Annotated in this window: 17 protein-coding genes; 5 read left to right on the top strand and 12 right to left on the bottom strand. The window is 71.6% G+C overall.

Features of this window, described 5'->3' with window-relative positions; genetic code table 11:
- Positions 1–305: 305 nt before the first annotated feature.
- The 10 genes from OIC96_RS28325 to rsmI all read right to left on the bottom strand — a co-directional run bounded on the left by OIC96_RS28325 (position 306) and on the right by rsmI (position 13,921).
- Complete coding sequence (locus tag OIC96_RS28325; RefSeq protein WP_330305137.1) at positions 306–2,111, bottom strand: ABC-F family ATP-binding cassette domain-containing protein; 1,806 nt, start codon at positions 2,109–2,111, stop codon at positions 306–308.
- A 636-nt stretch (positions 2,112–2,747) separates the two neighbouring features.
- Positions 2,748–4,775 (bottom strand): sensor histidine kinase, encoded by a 2,028-nt coding sequence (locus tag OIC96_RS28320; RefSeq protein WP_330305138.1) that lies wholly within the window; start codon positions 4,773–4,775, stop codon positions 2,748–2,750.
- Between the two features lie 219 nt (positions 4,776–4,994).
- Entirely contained in the window at positions 4,995–5,774 is a 780-nt protein-coding gene (locus OIC96_RS28315; protein WP_330305139.1) for an MHYT domain-containing protein, read from the bottom strand.
- Positions 5,775–5,938: 164 nt separating this feature from the next.
- Positions 5,939–7,360: an acyltransferase family protein gene (locus OIC96_RS28310; RefSeq protein WP_330305140.1), complete on the bottom strand. Its 1,422-nt coding sequence runs from the start codon at positions 7,358–7,360 to the stop codon at positions 5,939–5,941.
- Between the two features lie 168 nt (positions 7,361–7,528).
- A complete protein-coding gene (locus OIC96_RS28305; protein ID WP_330305141.1) occupies positions 7,529–8,422 on the bottom strand; it encodes a 4-(cytidine 5'-diphospho)-2-C-methyl-D-erythritol kinase in 894 nt (297 codons plus the stop codon).
- Positions 8,419–9,327, bottom strand: a complete 909-nt coding sequence (gene rsmA / locus OIC96_RS28300) for a 16S rRNA (adenine(1518)-N(6)/adenine(1519)-N(6))-dimethyltransferase RsmA (RefSeq protein ID WP_330305142.1) — start codon at positions 9,325–9,327, stop codon at positions 8,419–8,421. Before rsmA ends, OIC96_RS28305 begins: the two co-directional genes overlap by 4 nt.
- A 348-nt stretch (positions 9,328–9,675) precedes the next feature.
- Positions 9,676–11,199 carry a ubiquitin-like domain-containing protein gene (locus tag OIC96_RS28295; protein ID WP_330305143.1) on the bottom strand — a complete coding sequence of 508 codons (1,524 nt, stop codon included), beginning with the start codon at positions 11,197–11,199 and terminating at the stop codon, positions 9,676–9,678.
- Between the two features lie 190 nt (positions 11,200–11,389).
- Positions 11,390–12,262: a TatD family hydrolase gene (locus tag OIC96_RS28290; RefSeq protein WP_330305144.1), complete on the bottom strand. Its 873-nt coding sequence runs from the start codon at positions 12,260–12,262 to the stop codon at positions 11,390–11,392.
- 117 nt (positions 12,263–12,379) lie between these two features.
- The gene (locus OIC96_RS28285) at positions 12,380–12,790 is read right to left on the bottom strand and encodes a hypothetical protein (RefSeq protein WP_330305145.1); all 411 of its coding nucleotides are present in this window, start codon (positions 12,788–12,790) and stop codon (positions 12,380–12,382) included.
- Positions 12,791–13,054: 264 nt separating this feature from the next.
- Positions 13,055–13,921: a 16S rRNA (cytidine(1402)-2'-O)-methyltransferase gene (rsmI, locus tag OIC96_RS28280; RefSeq protein ID WP_330305146.1), complete on the bottom strand. Its 867-nt coding sequence runs from the start codon at positions 13,919–13,921 to the stop codon at positions 13,055–13,057.
- Positions 13,922–13,983: 62 nt separating this feature from the next.
- Between rsmI and OIC96_RS28275 the strand changes: the two genes are divergently transcribed.
- The 5 genes from OIC96_RS28275 (at position 13,984) to OIC96_RS28255 (ending at position 21,034) form a co-directional block, all read left to right on the top strand.
- Positions 13,984–15,726, top strand: a complete 1,743-nt coding sequence (locus OIC96_RS28275; protein ID WP_330305147.1) for a dolichyl-phosphate-mannose--protein mannosyltransferase — start codon at positions 13,984–13,986, stop codon at positions 15,724–15,726.
- 281 nt (positions 15,727–16,007) lie between these two features.
- Positions 16,008–17,651 carry a penicillin-binding transpeptidase domain-containing protein gene (locus OIC96_RS28270; protein ID WP_330305148.1) on the top strand — a complete coding sequence of 548 codons (1,644 nt, stop codon included), beginning with the start codon at positions 16,008–16,010 and terminating at the stop codon, positions 17,649–17,651.
- 103 nt (positions 17,652–17,754) lie between these two features.
- On the top strand, positions 17,755–19,428 hold the full coding sequence (locus OIC96_RS28265) for a penicillin-binding transpeptidase domain-containing protein (protein ID WP_330305149.1): 1,674 nt from the start codon (positions 17,755–17,757) through the stop codon (positions 19,426–19,428).
- Between the two features lie 203 nt (positions 19,429–19,631).
- On the top strand, positions 19,632–20,192 hold the full coding sequence (locus tag OIC96_RS28260; RefSeq protein WP_406501723.1) for a YbaK/EbsC family protein: 561 nt from the start codon (positions 19,632–19,634) through the stop codon (positions 20,190–20,192).
- Positions 20,189–21,034 (top strand): DMT family transporter, encoded by an 846-nt coding sequence (locus OIC96_RS28255; protein ID WP_330305150.1) that lies wholly within the window; start codon positions 20,189–20,191, stop codon positions 21,032–21,034. The genes OIC96_RS28260 and OIC96_RS28255 overlap by 4 nt, the downstream gene beginning before the upstream one ends.
- Positions 21,035–21,114: 80 nt before the next feature.
- On the opposite strand, the gene OIC96_RS28250 is transcribed toward OIC96_RS28255, so the two are convergent.
- Both OIC96_RS28250 and OIC96_RS28245 read right to left on the bottom strand, forming a co-directional pair.
- On the bottom strand, positions 21,115–22,275 hold the full coding sequence (locus tag OIC96_RS28250) for a serine hydrolase domain-containing protein (RefSeq protein WP_330305151.1): 1,161 nt from the start codon (positions 22,273–22,275) through the stop codon (positions 21,115–21,117).
- 67 nt (positions 22,276–22,342) lie between these two features.
- Positions 22,343–22,747, bottom strand: coding sequence for an organic hydroperoxide resistance protein (locus OIC96_RS28245; protein WP_406502269.1), 405 nt, complete (start codon positions 22,745–22,747; stop codon positions 22,343–22,345).
- Positions 22,748–22,820: the final 73 nt, after the last annotated feature.

Raw genomic sequence — 22,820 nt, 5'->3', positions numbered from 1 at the left:
ACGTGGGGCGTGCGCGCCGTACTGGTGGGCGTGCGCGCCCTGTTCGTGGGGCGCGAGGTGGGCGTGTGGCGCCGTCGCAGGGCGCGGGCGTGGCGTGACTTGAGTGACATACGCGTGTGGCTTGCGCGCCGTGCACGTATGGCTTGCGCAGGGCGCGCGTTGACTCCAGAGGGCGCGTTTCCCACGTACGAGCTCATCCACGCGCCGTGCACCCAGTGACTGACGCGCCGCCCAACTCCCGTGCGCCGCCCGCCTGGTGACGGGCGCCTACGCGCCGCCACCCAACTGCGCGCCGCCCGCCTCGCTTACGCGTCCTCCGCGAGCTCCAGCCAGCGCATCTCCAGCTCCTCGCGCTCCCCGGCCAACTCGCGCAACTCGGTGTCGAGTTTGGCGACCCGGGCGAAGTCGGTGGCGTTGTCGGCGATTTGGTCGTGCAGCTTGGTCTCCTTCTCGGAGATCTTGTCCAGCTGCCGTTCGATCTTCTGGAGCTCCTTCTTGGCGGCGCGGGCGTCGGCGGCGGACGCGGCCTTGGCGGGCGCGGGCGCGGCGGCGAGTACGGCGGCCGCGGCGACCTCCTCCATGCGCTTGCGCCGCTCCAGGTACTCGTCGATGCCGCGCGGCAGCATGCGCAGGGTGCCGTCGCCGAGCAGCGCGAACACGTTGTCCGTCGTGCGCTCGATGAAGAACCGGTCGTGGGAGATCACGATCATCGAGCCGGGCCACCCGTCGAGCAGGTCTTCCAGCTGGGTGAGGGTCTCGATGTCGAGGTCGTTGGTGGGCTCGTCGAGGAAGAGGACGTTGGGCTCGTCCATCAGCAGGCGCAGCAACTGGAGGCGCCGCCGCTCACCACCGCTCAGGTCCCCCACAGGCGTCCACTGCTTCTCCTTGTTGAAGCCGAACGTCTCGCAGAGCTGCCCCGCGGTCAGTTCGCGCCCCGTGCCGAGGTCGACGCGGTCGCGGACGGCCTGGACGGCCTGAAGCACGCGCCAGGTCGGGTCGAGCTCGGCGACTTCCTGGGAGAGGTAGGCGAGCTTGACGGTCTTGCCGGTGGAGATGCGCCCGGCGACCGGCTGCTGCTCGCCCTCGCTGCGGGCGGCCTCGGCCATGGCGCGCAGGAGGGAGGTCTTGCCGGCGCCGTTCACGCCCACGAGTCCGACGCGGTCGCCGGGGCCGAGCTGCCAGGTGAGGTGCTTGAGCAGGACCTTCGGGCCCGCCTGCACGGTCACGTCTTCGAGATCGAACACGGTCTTGCCGAGCCGTGAGCTGGCGAACTTCATCAGCTCGCTCTTGTCGCGGGGCGGCGGCACATCCGCGATGAGTTCGTTGGCGGCCTCGACGCGGAAGCGCGGCTTGGAGGTACGGGCGGGGGCGCCGCGCCGCAGCCAGGCCAGCTCCTTGCGCACGAGGTTCTGCCGCTTGACTTCCTCCGTGGCGGCGATGCGCTCCCGCTCGGCGCGCGCGAAGACGTAGTCGGAGTACCCGCCCTCGTACTCGTACACCGCGCCCTTCTGCACGTCCCACATGCGGGTGCAGACCTGGTCGAGGAACCACCGGTCGTGGGTGACGCACACCAGCGCGGAGCGGCGCTCGCGCAGATGCTGGGCGAGCCAGGCGATGCCCTCCACGTCCAGGTGGTTGGTGGGCTCGTCGAGGATGATCAGGTCCTGCTCCTCGATGAGCAGCTTGGCGAGCGCGATACGGCGGCGCTCACCGCCGGAGAGCGGACCGATGACGGTGTCGAGCCCCTGCGGGAACCCCGGCAGATCGAGCCCGCCGAACAAGCCCGTCAGTACGTCCCTGATCTTGGCGTTGCCCGCCCACTCGTGGTCGGCCATGTCGCGGATGACCTCGTGGCGGACGGTGGCCGTGGGGTCGAGGGAGTCATGCTGCGTCAGTACCCCCAGGTGCAGGCCGCCGGAGTGCGTGACGCGGCCGGTGTCGGCCTCCTCCAGCTTGGCGAGCATCCGGATGAGCGTCGTCTTGCCGTCGCCGTTCCGGCCGACCACGCCGATGCGGTCACCCTCGCTGACGCCGAGGGAGACTCCGTCGAGCAGGGCACGGGTGCCGTACACCTTGCTGACGGACTCGACATTGACCAGGTTGACGGCCATTTCTCTCCTGACGAGGGGGACGATCGACCCTCAAGGGTAGTCCGCGCGCTACACGAGCCGAGCCGCGAGGTTTTTCGCCCCCGCCGCCCCTACCCGTCCCATCCCGTCCCTGGGGGCTGCGCCCCCAGACCCCCCTCAAGATTGCGCCGTTCCCCGCGCCCCTGAACGTCGGCTGCGGGTGGGTGGGGGCCGGTCGCGCAGTTCCCCGCGCCCCTAAAAGACAAAGGACAAAAGACCGGAGGCGGGCCGGAGGCGGGAAGGGAGCGGGCCGGCGGTGGGCAGGGAACGGGCCGGAGGCGGGCAGGGAGCAGGCCGGGGGTGGGCCGGGCTGGGCAAGGAGCGGGCCGGAGGCGGGCCGGGGGTGGGGCGGGTCGGGGGCGGGTCGGGGGCGGGTCGGGGGTGGGCCGGGGTGGGCAAGGAGCGGGCCGGAGGCGGGCCGGGGGTGGAGCGGGCCGGCGGTGGGCCGGAGGCGGGTCGGGGGCGACGGGGCGCAGCCCCGAGCCGTTAGGGGCGCGGGGAACTGCGCGACCAGCCCCCACCCACCCGCGGCCAAAGAACCCACCCCGGGGTCTGGGGCGGAGCCCCAGGGCGGCGGCGGGGGCGAACCCCAAGGCCCGCACCCCCGCCGGCCAGGCGCTACGCGCCGTTGCCCGAAAGCCGCTGCCTCGGGATCAGCGCGGACGCCGGAGCCAGGGACCGCCCCTGACCCTGTACGCCTCCTTCGGCGACCGCACGGTCATGCACCGGCATGTCGTCACGGAGCAGCTGCTCGGGGATGAGCACCGCCGCGGTGACGCCACCGTTCGGCGACTGCCTCAGCTCCACCCGCAGGCCCTGCCGCTCGGCCAGCCGGTTCACCACGAAGAGACCGATCTGCTTGGCGTCGAGCAGGTCGACCTTCTGCGCCTGGATCTTCCGGTTGGCGTCGGCCATGGCCTCCTCGTTCATACCGAAACCGCTGTCCTCGACCTCGATGAGGACACCGTCCCGCATCCGCGCGGCCCGCAGCTGCACCTTGGTGCTGGGCGGCGAGAAGGCGGCGGCGTTCTCGACGAGCTCGGCGAGGAGGTGGATCACGTCGGCGACCGAACCGCCGGCCACCGAGACCCGCGGTACGGCCCAGATCTGGACCCGTGTCGCGTCCTCGATCTCCGCGACGGCGGCGCGCAGCACGTCCGCGAGGGGGATCGGGGTGCGCCAGCTACGCCCGGGCGCGATGCCGGAGAGGATGAGGAGGCTCTCGGAGTGGCGGCGCATACGGGTGGCGAGGTAGTCGACCCGGTAGAGGTCCTGGAGTTCGAGAACGTCCTGCTGGCGCTGCTCCATCGTCGAGAGCAGGTCCAGCTGGCGGTGGAGCAGCACCTGGCTGCGGCGCGCGAGGCTGACGTACACGCCGGAGATCCCGCTCAGCAGTTCGGCGCGCTCGGACGCGGCCTTGAGCGCGGCCCGCTGCACGGCGGTCAGGGCGGTACCCACCTGTGCCAGTTCGTCGCCCACCAGTCGCCGCATGGGCGCCTCGAGGTCGATGTCGACGCCCTGCCCGGCATGCAGCCGCCGCATGGCCTGCGGCAGCCGCCGTCCGGCCACCTCCAGCGCGGAGTTCCGCAGATCCAGCAGTTCCACGATCAGCCCGCGGCCGACGAGCACGGACACCAGCAGCGACAGCAGCACACCGACGAGGCCGAGCACCACCGCGACGCCGGACGCGCCGAGCGTGTCCCAGCCGAACGGGTTCGCCTTCGCGGCGGCCGCGGTCCCGGCCCCCGCCTCGGCCTTGGTCAGGCCCTTCAGCACGGCCGAGGAGGAGCCGTCCCAGCCCGTGACGAGACCCGCGGACACGGCGGAGGCCCCCGGCCCGGCGCTGCGTACACGGTTCTCGACGGCCTGGAGCCGCGTGTAACTGTCGCTCTCCAGGACGGAGTTGTACGCCGCCCGGTGCTCGCTCTTCAGATCGGCGACCGCGGGCTTCAGCAGCGACCGCTGCGTGGCGACGGCCCCGGCGAACAGCGCGTACTGGTTCGTGGTCAGCGTCCCGGTCCCCCGCCCGGCGGCCAGCAGGGCCTGCTCCTGGGAGACGGCCTCGCGGGCGCGGGAGAGTTCGAGGACGACGCGGGCCTCGCTGGTCGCGTCGGTGTTCTGGTCGCCGGTGAGCGCACCGGTGACGGAGAAGCCGTGCTCGATGATCGCGGAGTACTTCGTGAACGCGTCGGAGGGTGCCGCGCCCTTCACGCCGACCTCGGTACGCAGGGTCGGAAGGCCGCCCGCGTCGCTCTGGAGGCGGGTGATGCGGGCGGGCAGTCCGGTGTCCAGCAGCGCGGCGTCGGAGCTGGACGCGTTGACGCCGTCGAGGAGCGCGGAGGCGGCCTTGTCGGTGGCGGTCCGCGCGGTCTTCAGGGCGGCGAGGCCGCTGCCGCTCGGCGCGGCCACGTACCGCAGGGTGGCGGACCGCTCGCCCTGCAGGGCGGTGACGAAGTCGCCGACGGGGGCGAGGAGTTCGGAGTTGACGTCCTTGGCCGTCTCCAGGGCGCCGATGCTGGAGGCCGTGGTCACGGCGGCGAAGCCCCACAGCGCCATGAGGGACACGATGGGCAGCATGAGCAGGGCGACGATCTTCGCGCGAACCGATCTGGGACGCAGCCGGGCGGGCGTGCGGGGGACACGCATGGGGGGACCTCGTTCAGTGAGGGAGTTGCGGAGAAGGAGTTACGGGGGGAGGACGTACGCACGGCACGGGCGGCACGGGCGGCCGTAACAGCTGCCGGCGGGACGTGGACGGCCGTAACGGCGGCCGCAGGGACGTAAACGACCGGAACGGCGGGCTCAAGGCCGTAATAAGAAGAGAGGAAGTGAACGCACGAGGCCACCTGGGGGAAGTCGTACGACTCAGGCCGTGGAGAGCTCGACCTGACGCAGCAGTTCGACGGCGGCGGCCGACTCGTCCCGCTTCCCGGTCGGGGACAGCGCGACGTACGCGGAGGTCAGGAAGAGGAACGAGCCGAGCACCACGGCGAGCGGGAAGATGAACTCGGTGGCCGTGGCCCCGGACAGCGACGCGCTGCTGGGCGCGAGGCTGATGCTGACGGCCCACATGCCGGTGTAGTGCATGCTGACGACCGCGAGGCCCATGACGAGCGCGGCCGCGGTGGCGAGGATCGGCCCGCGCACGATGAGGGTGAGCGTGAGCGCGGCGGTCGCGGCGACGACGGCGATGATGACGGAGGCGATGACGAGGGTGGGGTCGTAGTTGACCTCGCCGTGCAGGTTGAGCGCGGCCATGCCGGTGTAGTGCATGGCGGCGACGCCGACGCCGGTACCGAGCCCGCCGAGCAGCACGGCCCGTACGGGAGACCGTCCGAACCCGGCGGTGAAGACGCCCGCGCCGACGACCGCGATCGACATCAGCAGGCTGAGCACGGTGAGCGGGACGTCGTAACGGATGGGCGTCCCGTCGACCGAGAAGCCCATCATGGCGATGAAGTGCATGGTCCAGATGCCGGACCCGATGGCGATGGAGGCCAGCAGCAGCCAGTTGCGCTTCGAGGCGCCGTCGGCCTCAAGAGCCCTGACCGTGCACCTCAGTCCGAGTGCCGAGCCGACGCAAGCCATCGCGTAGGACAGGACGGGAGTGACCCATCCTGCGCTGAAGTGGTCCATGTGTCCCATGGGGAAGCCCCTCTCGCCGTCGCGCGGGCACGGCCGCGCACACGGAAGTACCGCCGGTAACAAGAGACCGGGGACGGCTGATCATGCCAGCACCGCCTGAGGAGCAGACGGCGCGAAAGGGACCATGGGGGTGATAGATAAGAATTAAATTACGGTGACGTAGGTTACACCTGCGTTGCATATTTATGCAGCGCCGGGCGTCCTCGCCCCGCCCGCTCCACCAGCAGCCACCCGACGAGCGTCATCGCCACGGCCACCGGAGCCGTCACCCGCACCGCGATCAGCATCGCCGTACGGCCTTCCAGGAGCCCCCCGAAGCCGACCATGGACAGCCCGAGCACACCGAAGAGGCAGAGGGCGACACCGGCCGCCGCAACAGGGCCCGCGGCAGCAGGGCCCGCGCCACCGGAGGAGACGTCCGGGGATACCTCCGGAGATACCTCCGTGGATACCTCCGGGGATACCTTCACTTTCCCTCTCGCAGAAGGCCGTTCGAACCGCCGGAACACCGCGACGAGCACCCCCGTGACCACCATCGCCGCCGCGATCCGCAGCGGCACCTGCGCCCACCAGCCCCCCGTCGCGGGCTCCGGCAGCCGCGCCCCCGCGGCGAGCAGCACCCCGTACACGCCGAGCATCGCCGTGAGGTGCCACAGGAAGGCCGTCATGGACACACCGTTGGCGGCGACGACGGTCCGCCACACCCGCGGCCGGCGCAGCCACCGCCCCGCGGGCTCCCGCAGCAGCTCCACCGCGCCGACCAGCCACAGCCCGTGGCACAGCAGCGCGAAGGTCGGCGGTGCCATGTTGGAGATCTTCTCGCCGGGCATCCCGACCATCGACAGCGGATACGGCCCGTACGCCACCAGCAGCGCGGCCCCCGCGAGTCCGGCGCCCGCGAGGACGTACGGCCGCCCCAGCCGCCCGTCCGCGCGCAGGAATCCGAGCTGGTGGACCGCGAGCCAGACGAAGGCGAAGTTGAGGAACTCGACGTACGGCACCCCGAACGCGAACCGGAGCACGTCCACGGACGCGGCCGCCGCCACCAGCCCGCCGAACGCGCCCCAGCCGTACCGCTCGTGCAGCCGCAGCAACGGCGGCGTGAAGGCCACCATCGCCAGATAGATCCCTATGAACCACAACGGCTGCGCCACCAGGCGAAGCGACACGTCCAGCAATCCGCCGCCCTCACCCGCGAGTTGCAGCGCGAGAGCGCCCGCGCCCCACACCCCGATGAACACGACGGTCGGCCGCAGCAGCCGCTGCAACCGGGCGCGCAGGAACACGGAGTAGACCGGGGAACCCTCCGACCGCCTCCGCAGCGAGCGGTACGACAGCGCGTGCGAGAAGCCGCCCACGAAGAAGAACACCGGCATGATCTGCAGCACCCAGGTGAGCAGTTGGAGCCCCGGCTCCACCGCGAGCAGATTGCCGACCTCGGCCCGCCCGTCGTCCCCGACGGTCACGGCGGCCATCAGCCAGTGCCCGAGCACCACCGTGCCGAGCGAGGCGACCCGCAGCAGGTCGATGTACTTGTCGCGCGAGGCGGGTGTGGCCTCGGCGAGCTCATGAGCGCTTGATCCCATACGAGTACGGTCGCGCCGCACGCCCGGCAGGCGGCAGCGCTCTCGTACTCAACTGGCGTCTGAGTACGTGCTGTACGAGCCCGTACGGCACGCACGAGCCCATACGAGCCCGTACGAGACATACAAGCATGTACGAGACATACGCGCCGTACAAGAACGCCGGCGCCGTCAGAGGACGGTCGCGCCGGGCGCGGGGCTCTCGGTGACCCGTACCGAACGGCAGGTGCCCGAGGTGAGCAGCGCCTCGGCGACCGTGTGCGCGGACTCCGCGTCCGGCGCGAGGAAGGCGGTGGTCGGGCCCGAGCCGGAGACGAGCGCGGCGAGGGCGCCGGCCGCGCGGCCCGCGGCGAGGGTGTCGGCGAGGGCCGGGAAGAGGGAGAGGGCGGCGGGCTGGAGATCGTTGGAGACGGCGCGTGCGAGGGCCCCGGCATCCCCCTTGGCCAGGGCGTCGAGCAGCTCCTGCGAGGCGACCGGCTCGGGGATCCGGACCCCCTCGTTCATCCGGTCGAACTCCCGGAAGACCGCGGGGGTCGAAAGCCCCCGCTCGGCCATCGCGAAGACCCAGTGGAAGGTGCCGCCGACCTCCAGCGTGCGCAGCTGCTCGCCCCGCCCGACGCCGAGCGCCGCCCCGCCCACCAGGCTGAACGGCACGTCGCTGCCCAACTCGGCACAGATGTCGAGGAGTTCCTCGCGCGAGGCCCGCGTACCCCACAGGGCGTCGCAGGCGAGCAGCGCACCGGCTCCGTCCGCACTGCCGCCGGCCATGCCGCCGGCGACGGGGATGTCCTTGGCGATGTGGATGTGGACGGCGGGGTCGAGGTCGTACCGCCGGGCGAGTTCGAGGGCCGCGCGGGCCGCGAGGTTCGTACGGTCCAGGGGCACCTGCGCGGCGTCCGGCCCCGCGCAGGTGATGCGCAGCTCGTCCGCCGGTGTGACCGTCACCTCGTCGTACAGGCCGACGGCGAGGAAGACATTGGCCAGGTCGTGGAAGCCGTCGGGGCGGGCGCCGCCCACCGCGAGCTGGACGTTGACCTTGGCAGGGACGCGGACCGTCACCGTCACGGCTGGCTTGACTCCTTGTTCTCGGCCTTGTTCTCGGCCGTGTTCTCGACCTTGTTCTCGGCGATACGGGCGAACTCTTCCACCGTGAGCGACTCCCCGCGGGCCTGTGGCGAGACACCGGCGGCGACGAGCGCGACCTCGGCGGCCGCGGCGGATCCCGCCCACCCGGCGAGGGCGGCGCGCAGCGTCTTCCGCCGCTGGGCGAAGGCGGCGTCGACCACGGCGAACACCTCGCGCTTCGTCGCCGTCGTCTTGAGGGGCTCGGCGCGCCGGGTGAGCGCCACCAGCCCGCTGTCGACGTTGGGCGCCGGCCAGAACACGTTCCGCCCGATGGAACCGGCCCGCTTCACGTCGGCGTACCAGTTCGCCTTTACGGAAGGGACGCCGTACACCTTCGAGCCGGGCGGGGCCGCGAGCCGGTCCGCGACCTCCGCCTGCACCATCACCAGCGTGCGCTCGATGGTCGGGAAGGTGTCGAGCATGTGCAGCAGGACGGGTACGGCGACGTTGTACGGGAGGTTGGCGACGAGTGCGGTGGGGGCGGGGCCGGGCAGATCCCGCACCTGCATCGCGTCGGAGTGCACGAGCGCGAACCGCTCCGCGCGCTGCGGCATGCGGGCGGCGATGGTCGACGGCAGCGCTCCGGCGAGCACGTCGTCGATCTCCACCGCCGTGACCCGGTCGGCGACCTCCAGCAGAGCCAGGGTCAGGGAGCCGAGGCCGGGGCCCACCTCCACGACCACGTCGTCGGGCCGCACCTGCGCGGTCCGCACGATGCGGCGCACCGTGTTCGCGTCGATGACGAAGTTCTGGCCGCGCTGCTTGGTGGGCCGCACGCCGAGCACATCCGCGAGCTCGCGGATGTCGGCGGGGCCCAGGAGGGCGTCGGGGGTGGGGCTGGTCACGGACCAAGGGTACGGGTGCGGTGGGCCGGCGGATGTTTTCGCCCCCGCCGCCCCTACCCGTCCCATCCCTTCCTGGGGGCTCCGCCCCCAGACCCCCAAAAGATTGCGCAGTTCCCCGCGCCCCTGAAAAACGGGGGTGGTTCGCCGGGTGCGGGTGGGTGGGGGCTGGTCGCGCAGTTCCCCGCGCCCCTAAACAACCGCCGGCCCGCCCCGGGTGCTTTTAAGGGGCGCGGGGAACTGCGCGACCAGCCCCCACCGTCCCGCAGCCGACACACAACCGAACGGGGTCGAAGGGGCGGAGCCCCTGGGGATGGGACGGGTAGGGGCGGCGGGGGCGGAAAACCCCCCTCAGCCGTGCAGCCGCATCCCGCAATGCGGCCAAGGGCTCGCCCCCCGCCGCACGTACAACTTCTTCGCCCGGAACGTCTGCTCGGCGGCAGGCGCGTCCTGGGGCCGCCCGGACCCCCCAAGGGCATGCCACGTCCGGCTGTCGAACTGGTAGAGGCCCCCGTACGTGCCGGACGGATCCACGGCCCCAGGACGCCCCCCGGACTCGCACGCCGCAAGACCGGACCAGTTCAATTGATCGGCCCCGGCGACGGACGTCGGATGGGGCTTCGTACCGACCTTCACCAGCTGGGCCCGCGGCTGACGCACCATCTCGGACTTGATCCGCCGGGGCCGCTGCTTGACCCCGTTGACGGTCCGCAGCGAGTACGTGACCCGCCGGGCCCCCAGCTGCCCGGCCCGCTCCACGACCTCGATGCCCTTGAACAGCGAGGGATCCAGCGTCCGCTCCACCTCGAACGGAATCACCTCCTCGCGGACCTCCTTGGTCCCGATGACCCGCATGACGGTGACCGTCTGCCCGTCACGCGGAAAACTCCCCGGCGCGACGGACGTCGTGTCCTGCCCGCGCAGGGTGATCCCGGCCTCCTCGACGGCCTCCCGCACACTCGCCGCGTTCGTACGGATCGTGCGCGCCCGCCCGTCCGCCATGATCGTCACCGTGCGCTCGGTACGCACATCGAGCGCGAGGCCCTCACGCCCGATGCGCTGGGAGCGCGAAGTCGACAGGTACGCGCCCTCCGCGCGCACCCCCAGTTGCCTGAGCGCCCCGTCCACGGTGTGTGCCGTCGTCCACACCTTGCGCCGGTGCCCGTCGAGGGTGAGGTGCACGGGGCGCCCGTAGTGAACCGCGACCTCATCGCCGCTGGCGAGCGCCGTGCCGGGGGCGGGCGCCACCACGTCGTGCGCCCCCACCCGCACGCCCTCGTCGGCGAGCAGCTCGGTCACGTCGTCGGCGAAGGTGTGCAGAGTGCGCGGCTTCCCGTCGACGCTGAGCTCGATCGCCTTGTCGTTGGCGACGAACGCGGAGGTGCCGCCGGCCAGGAACGCCACGACCAGCGCCTGCGGGAGGAGCCGCCGCAGCGGGTCGGGGCGCTCGGTGCCGCGTTTGCGCCGAGCCCCGCGCCGGGCGGCGGCGCGACCGCCGGGCGTGGGCGCCCCAGGCACCGGCGCACCATGCTCCTCGCGCGCCCCTCCCGGCGTTCCGTACGCCTCGTACGCCTCGTACGCCTCGTACGCCTCGTACGCCTCGTAGGCCCCCTCCGCCCCCTCCGCCTGCCGCGGAAGCCCCCGCTCGGGCCCGGGCTCCGTCGGGACCTCGGGCTCGAGCTCCGGCGCGCGCGCCTCGTACGCGGGCTGGTACGTGTCCGGGTAGCCATGGCCGCTCGGCGGCGCATAGGCCTCGTTGGGCTCGTAGTCCTCGTAGTCCTCGTACGACGTTCCCGTCGCACCAGTTCCACCAGTTCCACTAGCAACACCAGCGACACCAGTCGGTCCATACGTCTCGTACTGCGAGCTGCTCACGACGACACGCTCCAGGGTTTCCGGAGGAGAAAGAGGGGTGCCCGAAGGGCTCGGTCAGGGTGGTGGTGGGAGACGGGAGGGAGACCAGAACCTAGCGGAGCGGTCGTCACTCTCCAAAGCAACACGGCTACGCTGTGTCGCGACACTCCCCTGAGGTGCGCCCCCGGAAATCCCCCGGAACCGTTATGCGTCAGTAATCGAATGCGCGCGCGGTGTTCGCTGCGATCGAGGTCGCCAGCGCGTCCTCATCGATGCCCCGTACAGCTGCCATGGCGCGAACCGTGACCGGAATGAGATACGGGGCGTTAGGCCGTCCGCGGTACGGGGCGGGGGTCAGGAAGGGCGCGTCGGTCTCGACGAGGACGAGTTCCAGGGGCGCGACGGCGAGCGCGTCGCGCAGTGGCTGGGCGTTCTTGAAGGTCATGTTGCCGGCGAAGGACACGAAGTAGCCGGCCTCGGCGCAGAGCTCGGCCATCGCGGCGTCCCCGGAGTAGCAGTGGAAGACCGTCCGCTCGGGGGCGCCCTCTTCCTTGAGAACGCGCAGCACATCGGTGTGGGCGTCGCGGTCGTGGATGACCAGGGCCTTGCCGTGCCGCTTGGCGATCTCGATGTGGGCGCGGAAGGACCGTTCCTGCGCGGCCTTGCCCTCGGGGCCCGTACGGAAGTAGTCGAGCCCGGTCTCGCCGACGCCCTTGACGTGCGGGAGGGCGGCGAGGCGGTCGATCTCCGCGAGCGCCTCGTCCAGGGCGGCGTCCCCGCCCGGCTGCCGCGCGCCCTGCCGGGACCAGCCGTCGGGGTCGCCGTGCACGATGCGGGGGGCTTCGTTGGGGTGCAGCGCGACCGTCGCGTGGACGGCGTCGTACTCGGCCGCCGTCTCGGCCGCCCAGCGCGAGCCCTTCACGTCGCAGCCGACCTGGACGACCGTCGTCACCCCGACCGACGCGGCCTTGGCGAGGCCCTCCTCGACCGTGCCCGACTGCATGTCGAGATGGGTGTGCGAGTCGGCGACGGGCACGCGCAGGGGCTCGGGCAGGGGCGGGGCTTCGGTCTTCTCGGAGGGCATGCCCCGATCCTACGAAAGGGGCATGCCACGCCTCACCCGAGTTACCTCACCGGACCTTGCGGCGCCTCACCGGAGCAGGCACCCCACCTGAGCAGGCGCCTCACCGCAGGAAGGCGGTCATCCCGCCTTGCGGTGGTGGAACGGATGCAGCAGATCCGAGAGGTGCCAGTGGTGCGGCTCCCTGGGCTCGGCCCGGGGCTCCGCGAGGGCCTCCTCGGACGGGCGGGACGGCACCGGACGGGGGGTGCGGTGCATGGAGTCGAGGACGGAGGACACCTGGCCGGCGCGCATGATGCGCACCACATGGCTGTCGCAGTTCAGGCAGCTGGGCCGACTCAGCGGCGACGGCACGACCTGGCCGTTCGCCACGTACATCACGAACTCGCTGCCTTCGGCGTCGAGGTGGTGCTCTATCTCGTACGACTGCTCCCAGCCGTGCCCGCAGCGCATGCAGGCGAAGGAATACGACTCATGGACGACGGCGGTCGCCGCGCTGCGATGCCCGGTCTGTCCTGCGATCTCACTCATGCCAGCTCCTCTGTCCGCTGGACAAGCGCCTCCGCCGACGGGATTCCCGCTGAAGCCGACAGCCGAAATCCCACCGAACACCGAAGGTCCGAAACTCCGAAACTCCGAAGGCGAGGGACGGGTGCGTCCCTTCAACCAGTGGACGCTTCTCCCGGCGCGAACGCATCAGGCCTGTCGACTATTGGAGTCGTTTTGGTCTTTCCTTGTCGGAAGGCTCCCGCTACCCGGCCTGAGCTTTGCCTTTCGCCACAGTCCTTTGCTCTTCTATGGGGCGCTTCGTGCGGCGTTCTTTGCCGCGACCACGGCATCGAAGACGTCCCGCTTGGGAATTCCCGCCTCCGCGGCGACGGCGGCGATCGCCTCCTTGCGCCGCTCCCCCGCCTCTTCGCGCACCTGCACTCTGCGCACCAGTTCGGTGGCGTCCAGTTCCTCGGCGCCCTTGTCGGCGGCGCCCTCGACGACGACGGTGATCTCACCGCGTACGCCCTCGGCGGCCCAGGCGGCCAGCTCGCCCAGCGGGCCGCGCTTGACCTCCTCGTACGTCTTCGTCAGCTCGCGGCAGACGGCGGCGCGCCGCTCCGCGCCGAACACCTCGGCCATCGCGGCGAGCGTGTCGTCGAGCCGGTGGGGCGCCTCGAAGTAGACGAGGGTGCGCCGCTCGTCGGCGACGTCGCGCAGGCGCGACAGGCGCTCGCCCGCCTTCCTCGGCAGGAAGCCCTCGAAGCAGAAGCGGTCGACGGGCAGCCCGGACAGCGCGAGCGCGGTGAGCACGGCGGACGGGCCGGGTACGGCGGTGACCTTGATGTCCTTCTCGACGGCGGCCGCGACCAGCCGGTACCCGGGGTCGGAGACGGACGGCATCCCGGCGTCGGTCACCAGCAGCACCCGCGCCCCGCCGGCCAGCGCCTCGACCAGCTCGGGCGTACGGGCCGCCTCGTTGCCCTCGAAGTACGACACGACGCGCCCGGCCGGCTGCACGCCCAGCGCCTGGGTGAGCCGGCGCAGCCGCCGGGTGTCCTCGGCGGCGACGACGTCGGCCACCGCCAGCTCCTGGGCCAGCCGCGGAGGCGCGTCCGCGATATCGCCAATGGGGGTGCCTGCGAGTACGAGAGTTCCCGGCGTTCCTGTCACGGTTCCATCCTCGCAGGGCCCAGGCACGGGACTCCCACAGACGTGTTCCCTACGATGGCGCGGTGACCAGTACCGCGTCCTCCACGGACACCCGGCAGGGCCAGGCCGCCGAAGAGCAGCGGCCGTCGTGGCAGCAGCGGCTGCGCCGCTTCGGATATTCGGCGCCGCCGAGAAGTGATGTGCGCGACCGGCTGGTGCCGCCGTACGCCGAGCCCGGGCCGCGCGTCTGGGCGGCGCTCGGGCTGCGCCACGAGATCGCCGAGCGCGTCACGCGCTGGTCGGGCTGGGGCGGCCCGCTCCTGGTGACGCTGCTGGCCGGGCTGCTGCGGTTCTGGAACCTGGGCAGCCCGAAGGCGGTGATATTCGACGAGACGTACTACGCCAAGGACGCCTGGGCGCTCATCCACCGCGGCTACGAGGTCAACTGGGCGAAGGACGCCAACGACCTGATCCTCCAGGGCAACGGCAACGTGCGGATCCCGAGCGACGCCGCCTATGTCGTGCACCCGCCGGTGGGCAAGTACGTCATCGGGCTCGGCGAGTGGATGTTCGGGTTCAACCCGTTCGGCTGGCGGTTCATGACGGCGGTGCTCGGCACGCTGTCGGTGCTGATGCTGTGCCGGATCGGGCGCCGGCTGTTCCGTTCGACGTTCCTCGGCTGCCTGGCGGGCGCGCTGATGGCGGTGGACGGACTGGCCTTCGTGATGAGCCGCACCTCGCTGCTCGACGGCATCCTGATGTTCTTCGTGCTGGCCGCGTTCGGCTGCCTGGTCATCGACCGCGACAAGGCGCGGGCCCGGCTCGCGGCCGCGCTGCCGTCGGACGAGGACGGGGTCGTACGCCCCGACGCGCACATCGCCGAGACGACCCGTATGGGCTGGCGCCCGTGGCGCTGGACGGCCGGCCTGATGCTCGGCCTGGCCCTCGGCACCAAGTGGAGCGGCCTCTACGTCCTCGCCGCGTTCTGCCTGATGGCGGTCCTGTGGGACGTCGGCTCCCGCCGGGTCGCGGGCGCGCGTCGGCCGCACCTGGCGGTGCTCAAGCACGATCTGGGCTGGGCGTTCCTGGCGACGGTCCCGGTCGCCATCGCGACGTACATCGTCTCGTGGACGGGGTGGATCCTCTCGTCCACCAACGGCTCCGGCGGCTACTTCCGCAACTGGGCGGCGGGCGACGGCAAGAACAGCAACTGGTCCTGGCTGTTCCCCGACTGGTGGCGCAGCCTGTGGCACTACGAGCACGAGGTGTTCGAGTTCCACGTCCACCTCTCCTCGCCGCACACCTACCAGTCGAACCCGTGGAGCTGGATCGTCCTGGGCCGGCCCGTCTCGTACTTCTACGAGTCCCCGGCGCCCGGCAAGGACGGCTGCCCCGCCGACGCCGGCCAGAAGTGCGCCCGCGAGGTCCTGGCCCTCGGCACCCCGCTCCTGTGGTGGGCGGCCTGCTTCGCGATCGCCTACGTGCTGTGGCGCTGGGCGTTCCGCCGCGACTGGCGCGCGGGCGCGATCGCCTGCGGCATCGCGGCCGGCTACCTCCCCTGGTTCCTGTACCAGGAGCGCACGATCTTCTTCTTCTACGCCATCGTCTTCGTGCCCTTCCTCTGCCTGGCCGTCGCGATGATGATCGGCGCGATCCTCGGCCCACCCGGCGCCGGTGAACGCCGCCGTGTCATCGGCGCGGCGGGCGCGGGCGTCCTGGTCCTGCTGATCGTGTGGAACTTCATCTATTTCTGGCCGCTGTACACGGGCACGGCGATCCCGATCGACCAGTGGCGGTCACGGATGTGGCTGGATACCTGGGTCTAGCCGGCGGCACGTGCGCGGGGCAGGGCGGGTCCGGCCGCGTATGCGGCGGCCGGGCTCACTCTCACCCGGCCGGCCGTCCGGCCCCCTCGCCACGCGCACAGACGCCCCCAACGCCCAGCATCCCGACCGGCGTTCATGGATGTGACGGGGTGCGCCTGGGTCTAACAATTCGGAGAACGTCCGCCCCATGAGCCCCATCCGCGCCTACAGTGCGGAGTAGACCAACTTTTCTGAACGCGTTCAGAAGTTCGGGGGAGGGTCCACGGGGAGGGATTCGCGCGATGCGCAAGGGGGCAAAGGCAACTGTCATCGGTGGTGTGTTCGCCGTGATGGTGGGGGGCGCCGGGTACGGCGCGTACAACGTGGTGACCGCGATCAGCGGGGACGGCGGCACGGGTGCGTCCGGGCCCGCGGCGGTGAAGACCGGGCCGCCGAGCAGCGGCGAGATCAAGGAGACCAGCGCCAAGTTCTTCGCGGCGTGGGAGAAGGGCGACGCGGCCGAGGCGGCGGCGTACACCAACTTCGCGTCGAAGGCCGAAGGGCTGCTGGGCGGTTACCGCACCGACGCGCACCTCACCGGCGTGAAGATCACGCCGGGCACGCCGTCCGGGGCGACCGTGCCGTTCTCGGTCAAGGCGACGGTGTCGTACGACGGGAAGAGCAAGCCCTTCTCGTACGACTCCGAACTGACCGTCGTACGCGGGGACACCACCGGCAAGGCGCTGGTCGACTGGAAGCCGTCGGTCGTCCACCCGGAGCTGAAGGACGGGGACACGCTGGTCACGGGCGAGTCGGCGAGTCCGGCGATCGAGGCCGTGGACCGCAACAACGTTGTCCTGACGAAGGAGAAGTACCCGTCGCTCGGGCCCATCCTGGACGCGCTGCGCGAGAAGTACGGCGACACGGCGGGCGGCTCACCCGGCATCGAGCTGGCGATCCGGCACGGGAGCGAGGAGACGGCCGACACGACCCTCGTCACCCTCGCCAAGGGGCAGACGGGCAAGGTCCGTACGACGCTCAGCGCCACCGCGCAGGCCGCCGCGGAGAAGGCGGTCAAGCAGTACTCCGAGTCGTCCGTGGTGGCGGTGAAGCCGAGCACCGGCGAGGTGCTGGCGGTCGCCAACCACCGGGAGGACGGGTTCAACGCGGCGTTCCTCGGCAAGCTCGCGCCCGGCTCCACGATGAAGATCGTCACCGCGGCGATGTTCATCGACAACGGCGTGACCACGATGAACGGCCCCGCGCCCTGCCCGCAGACCGCGACCTGGCAGAGCCAGACCTTCCACAACCTGACGGGCATGGTCCCGAACGAGAACGCCAGCCTCGCCAACAGCTTCATGCGGTCCTGCAACACGGCCTTCGTGAAGCTCATCGACGGCACCGACAAGGCGCCGCTCACCGACGAGTCGCTCACCACCGAGGCGCAGACGCGGTTCGGCCTCGGCCAGGACAACTGGAAGACCGGCATCCCGTCCTTCGACGGCAGCGTCCCCGCCTCCGGCGGCCCGGACCGCGCGGCGAACGCGATCGGCCAGGGCCAGGTCCAGCTGAGCCCGCTGAACATGGCGTCGGTGACGGCGACCGCCATCACCGGCACGTTCCGCCAGCCGGTCATCGTGCCGCTGAAGCTCGACGACCGCGTGCCGGCCCAGGCGAAGGGCCTGCCGGCCAACACCTCCGCGCAGCTCAAGCAGATGATGCGGCTCACCGCGACGAGCGGCACCGCCCAGCGCGTGATGGCCGGGCTCGGCGGTGACATCGGCGCCAAGACCGGCTCCGCCGAGGTCGACGGCCAGTCCAAGTCCAACAGCTGGTTCACCGGCTACCGCAACGACATCGCGGCCGCCGCCATGACCCAGGAGGGCGGCCACGGCGGGGACGCCGCCGGTCCGATCGTCGCAGCTGTGCTACGAACTGGTGGCTGAAGTCACCCCTCACAGGGCGGGACCCTAGGCTGATGCTTCTCGTTGAGCAGTCCGAGCAGCGTGAGGCACGGGGGCATCAGGGGACAGCGGAGGACTTGGAGCTGTGGGCAAGAGAAGGCGCGTCGCCGAGCGACGGAAGACGAAGCAGCCCGCCGTGCTCGGCGGGCTGATCGCCGTGGTCGTCGCCGGCGGGGCGCTCGGCGCCTACAGCCTGTACGGCGGCGGTGCGGCGGCCGACGACCGTACGACGACGACCGCCGACCACAAGGCCGTGAAGACCGGCCCGCTGTCGGCGGCCGAAGTGCGCACCACGGCCGCGGCCTTCCTCACCGCCTGGCAGAGCGGCGACGTCGCGAAGGCGGCCGCCGCCACCGACGACTCGGCCGCCGCGACCACCGCGCTGACCGGCTACGGCAAGGACGCGCACATCACCGGCGTGACCCTGACGAGCGGCAAGCGGTCGGGCACCGCCGTCCCGTTCACCGTCAAGGCCACCGTCACGTACAAGGGCAAGAGCAAGCCGCTCTCGTACGAGTCGAAGCTGACGGTCGTGCGACGTGCCAAGGACGGTGTCGCGCTGGTCGGCTGGAAGTCGTCCGTCGTGCACCCGGACCTCCAGGACGGCGACCGGCTCGTCACGGGCGCGTCGGGCACGCCCCCGGTCACCGCCCTCGACCGGAACGGCGGGGAGCTGACCACCGCCAAATACCCCTCCCTGGGCACGGTCCTCGACGGACTGCGCGAGAAGTACGGCAAGACGGCCGGCGGCAAGGCGGGCATCGAGCTGCGCGTGGTCCGCAAGGCCGCGAAGAAGGGCACCCAGAAGACCCCCGACAAGACCCTGCTGACGCTCAGCGAGGGCACCCCGGGGACCGTGAAGACGACCCTCAGCCCGACCCTCCAGGCGGACGCCGAGCAGCAGGTGGCCGCCAAGGCGAAGGCGTCGGTGGTCCTGATGCGCCCCTCGACCGGTGAGATCCTCGCCGTCGCGAACAGCAGCCACGGCTTCAACACCGCCTTCCAGGGCTCCCTCGCCCCCGGCTCCACGATGAAGGTCATCACCGCCTCGCTGCTCTTCGACAAGGGCCTGGCCTCCGCCGACAAGGCGCACCCGTGCCCCAAGACGGCGACGTACGGCGGCTGGAAGTTCCACAACGACGACGACTTCCAGATCAAGAACGGCACGTTCAAGCTGAGCTTCGCGCGGTCCTGCAACACGGCCTTCATCACGCAGGCGAAGAAGCTGGAGAACGACGACCTGACCAAGCAGGCCCAGCAGGTCTTCGGGCTGAGCATGAACAACTGGGCCATCGGCGTCCCGACCTTCGACGGCTCGGTGCCGGTGCAGAGCGCCGCACAGATGGCGGCGTCCCTGATGGGCCAGGGCGGCGTCCGCATGAACCCGCTGAACATGGCGTCGGTCGCCTCCACGGTCCAGGCGGGCACCTTCCACCAGCCCTACCTGGTGTCCCCGACGGTCGACCACCGCACGCTGGCCACGGCGTCCCGCACCATGTCCGCGTCCACGCTCTCCCAGCTCCGCGAAGTCATGCAGTACACAGCGGCGTACGGCACCGCCGCCGAGGCCATGTCCGGGCTCGGCCCCAATTACGGCGCCAAGACGGGCTCAGCCGAGGTCGACGGCCAGGACAAGCCGAACGGCTGGTTCACGGCCTGGAAGGGCGACCTCGCGGCTGCGGGCGTCGTGCAGCAGGGCGGCCACGGGGGCGACACGGCGGGGCCGATCGTGGCGGCGCTGCTGAGGGCGGGGAGCTAGTCCGGGAGTTGGGCCGGGAGCCAGGCAAGAAGTTGGGCGGGGAGTTGGGCTCGGGGGCGATGTCAGTGGGGAACATCGTCAACGACCCCCCGACCCCCTTCCCCCGGTACGCGGCATCCCTCGTCAACGCCCCGCTGTGGCGCTTCTGGTGGGACTATGAACTCGGTCGCGTGCCTCGTACACCGACCGCTAGCGTGCCGTTCATGACCGCCACCGAGTCGAACGCCGCCGAAGAACACTCCCCCGCCAAGAACGCCAACACCGAGAACGCCACTACCGAGAACGCGGCCCACCCCCGTTTCGCCCAAGCCCTCCAAGAGCTGGGCCTCGACGAGGTCACCGGGCGTATCCGCCGCTTCCCCGACGCGACCCGCACCGCCGCCGAGGCCGCCGCCGCGATCGGCTGTGAGCTGAGCCAGATCTGCAAGTCGCTGATCTTCGCGGCGGACGGGGTGCCGGTGCTGGTCCTGATGGACGGCGCGTCACGGGTCGACGTGGAGCTCGTACGGCGGGAGCTGGGCGCCGAGAAGGTGACGCGGGCCAAGGTGGACCTGGTGCGGGAGACGACGGGGTACGCGATCGGTGGCGTACCGCCCTTCGGACACCGCACCAGAACCCGTGTCCTGGCGGACCGTTCGCTGCTCGACCACGACACGGTGTGGGCCGCGGCGGGCACACCGCACGCCGTCTTCCCGATGGACCCGAAGAGCCTGATCGCCCACGCCGGCGGCACCCTGGTGGACGTGCGCGAGCGAACGGCGTGACGCCGCTCGTCACCGCGGCGGTGCTGCTCGCCGCGGTCACCCACGCCAGCTGGAACGCGCTCGCGCACCGCATCGACGACAAGCTGGTCGGCTTCACCCTGATCGCGGGCGGCGGCACGCTGATCGGCCTCGCCATGGTGCCGTTCGTGGCGGTCCCGGCGTCCGGGGCCTGGCCGTACCTCATGGTGTCGGCCGTGATCCATGTCGCGTACTACGTCCTGCTGATGCGCTCGTTCCGGCTCGGCGACTTCGGGCAGGCGTATCCGATCGCCCGCGGGACCGCTCCGCTGGTCGTCACGGCGCTGGCGGCGGTCTTCGCGCACGAGGTGCCCGACGGGTGGGCGGCGTCCGGGATCGCGCTGTCCTGCGCGGGGCTGACGGGCGTCGCGCTGTGGGGGCTGCGCGGGCAGCGCCCCCACTGGGCCGCGATCGGAGCGGCGTTGGCGACCGGCGTATCGATCGCCGCGTACACCGTGGTGGACGGTCTGGGCGTACGCGCGTCCGGCTCCGCCCTCGGCTACATCGCCTGGCTGATGGCCATCGAGGGTGTGGCGATCCCGGTGTACGCGGGGTACCGCTGGCGCCGCGAGTTCGTGTCGGTCCTACGGCCGTACGCCGCCGTCGGCCTCCTCGGCGCGGCGCTCTCCGTGTCGGCGTACGGGCTGGTCCTGTGGGCCCAGACGCGGGCCGAACTGGCACCGATCGCCGCCCTGCGCGAGTCCTCGATCATCGTCGGCGCGGCCATCGGGGCGGTCTTCTTCAAGGAACGGTTCGGGGCGCCGCGGATCGCGGCGGCGGGGCTGCTGGTGGTGGGGATCGGGCTGATGCTGCACGCGGGTTAGCGGGTTAGCGGGTTAGCGGGTTAGTGCGGGAGCCGTCGCGACCCGCCCCCCGCTCCCGTCCCCGCCCGCGCCTCCTCCGGCTACGCGTCGATCGCCGTCCGTACCGCCCGTACCAGCGCCTGCGCCCGTGCGTCCGCCGTCACGCTCTTGCGGAAGCCGTTGGTCACGTACCCGAGGGCGATCCCCGACTCGGGGTCGGCGAAGCCGAGGGCGCCGCCGCGGCCGGGGTGGCCGAAGGAGCCCGGGGAGAGCAGGGGCGAGGCCGCGCCGTGGAGCATGTAGCCGAGGCCGAAGCGGGTGTTGACGACCAGGACGCGGTCGGGGCCCGCGGACTGTTCCGCGCGGGCCAGTTCGACGGTGTCCGGCGTGAACAGCCGCACGCCGTCGACCTCTCCGATCAGCGCGGCGTAGAAGCGGGCGAGGCCCTCGGCCGTGGCGATGCCGTTGGAGGCGGGCAGGACCGCCGCCAGGTACGCCGGGTCGTTCTCGTCGGGCATCGGGGTGATCGCGGCGAAGGCACGGCGGGTGAGACTGTCCGGATCCGCGTACGCCTCGGAGACGGCCCGCTTCGGCCGGGTCTTCAGGCCGCCCGGCGCCGACGGGGCCTCGATCTGCGCGACCCGCCCCACCCGGCCCGTCTCCGCCGCCGGCAGCCCGACCCACAGATCCAGCCCCAGCGGCCCCGCGATCTCGTCCGCGATCCACTCGCCGATCGAGCGCCCGGTCACCCGCCGGACCAGCTCACCGGTCAGCCAGCTGTACGTCTGCGCGTGATAGCCGTGGTCCGCGCCCGGCTCCCACACCGGCGCCTGCGCGGCCACCGTCGCGGCCGCCAGGCCGGGGTCCGCCGCCTCGGTGAGGGTGAGCGGACGGTCGAGAACGGGCACCCCGGCCCGGTGCGCGAGCACATGCCGGACGAGCGTCCGTTCCTTGCCCGCCGCCTTGTACTCCGGCCAGTAGCGGCCGACCGGAGCGTCCAGGTCGAGTTCCCCGCGCTGGGCGAGCATCAGGAGTACGGCGGCGGCGACGCCCTTGGTCGCCGAGCGCACGATCTGCGCGGTGCCGTGCCGCCAGGGCTCGGTGCCGTCGACGTCCCGCGTGCCGGCCCACAGGTCGACGACCTTGTGCCCGTCGCGGTACACGGTGACGGCGGCGCCCCGGTCCCCGAGCACCTCGAAGTTGCGTACGAACGCTTCCCCGACCGGCTCGAAGCCCTCGGCCACTGTGCCGTTCACGTCCACGCCCGCGCTCCTTGTCGCCTCACCTGTGCCAACGGTGAGTGCAACACGCACGTACCGGCGTCGATTCCTAGCCCAGCAGGATCGTGACCTCGATGTTGCCGCGGGTGGCGTTCGAGTACGGGCAGACTTCGTGGGCCTCGTCCACGAGCTTCGTCGCGACGTCCTGGTCGACGACGGGGAGCGACACACTCAGAGCGACCGCGAGGCCGTAGCCGCGCTGCTTGTTCGGGCCGATCCCGACCTTCGCGGCGACCGTGGAGCCGGAGAGGTCGAACCCGGCGCGGCGGCCCACCAGCACCAGCGCGTTGTGGAAGCAGGCGCTGTAACCGGCCGCGAACAACTGCTCCGGGTTCGTGCCGTTGCCGTCGCCACCGAGCGCGGGCGGCATCGCGACCTTCAGCTCCAGCTGGCCGTCCTGACTGGTCACATAGCCGTCCCTGCCACCATGCGCGGTGGCCTCGGCGACGTACATGATCTTCGTCGGGCGGGTGTCGACAACGGTGCCATCGATCACGGCAGGACCTCCCCCAGGGCGTACAACACGA

This window comes from Streptomyces sp. NBC_00775 (assembly GCF_036347135.1).
Taxonomy (GTDB): domain Bacteria; phylum Actinomycetota; class Actinomycetes; order Streptomycetales; family Streptomycetaceae; genus Streptomyces; species Streptomyces lutosisoli.
The sequence above is the reverse complement of the archived record's forward strand: the minus strand, read 5'-3'. Positions and strand labels throughout refer to the sequence as shown.

What these genes read in the sequence shown, in the direction of transcription:
- OIC96_RS28325 (WP_330305137.1), bottom strand. Translation starts at nt 2,111, where the DNA reads ATGGCCGTCAACCTGGTCAATGTCGAGTCCGTCAGCAAGGTGTACGGC.
- OIC96_RS28320 (WP_330305138.1), bottom strand. Translation starts at nt 4,775, where the DNA reads ATGCGTGTCCCCCGCACGCCCGCCCGGCTGCGTCCCAGATCGGTTCGC.
- OIC96_RS28315 (WP_330305139.1), bottom strand. Translation starts at nt 5,774, where the DNA reads ATGGGACACATGGACCACTTCAGCGCAGGATGGGTCACTCCCGTCCTG.
- OIC96_RS28310 (WP_330305140.1), bottom strand. Translation starts at nt 7,360, where the DNA reads ATGGGATCAAGCGCTCATGAGCTCGCCGAGGCCACACCCGCCTCGCGC.
- OIC96_RS28290 (WP_330305144.1), bottom strand. Translation starts at nt 12,262, where the DNA reads ATGCCCTCCGAGAAGACCGAAGCCCCGCCCCTGCCCGAGCCCCTGCGC.
- OIC96_RS28285 (WP_330305145.1), bottom strand. Translation starts at nt 12,790, where the DNA reads ATGAGTGAGATCGCAGGACAGACCGGGCATCGCAGCGCGGCGACCGCC.
- OIC96_RS28270 (WP_330305148.1), top strand. Translation starts at nt 16,008, where the DNA reads ATGCGCAAGGGGGCAAAGGCAACTGTCATCGGTGGTGTGTTCGCCGTG.
- OIC96_RS28260 (WP_406501723.1), top strand. Translation starts at nt 19,632, where the DNA reads ATGACCGCCACCGAGTCGAACGCCGCCGAAGAACACTCCCCCGCCAAG.
- OIC96_RS28245 (WP_406502269.1), bottom strand. Translation starts at nt 22,747, where the DNA reads ATGTACGTCGCCGAGGCCACCGCGCATGGTGGCAGGGACGGCTATGTG.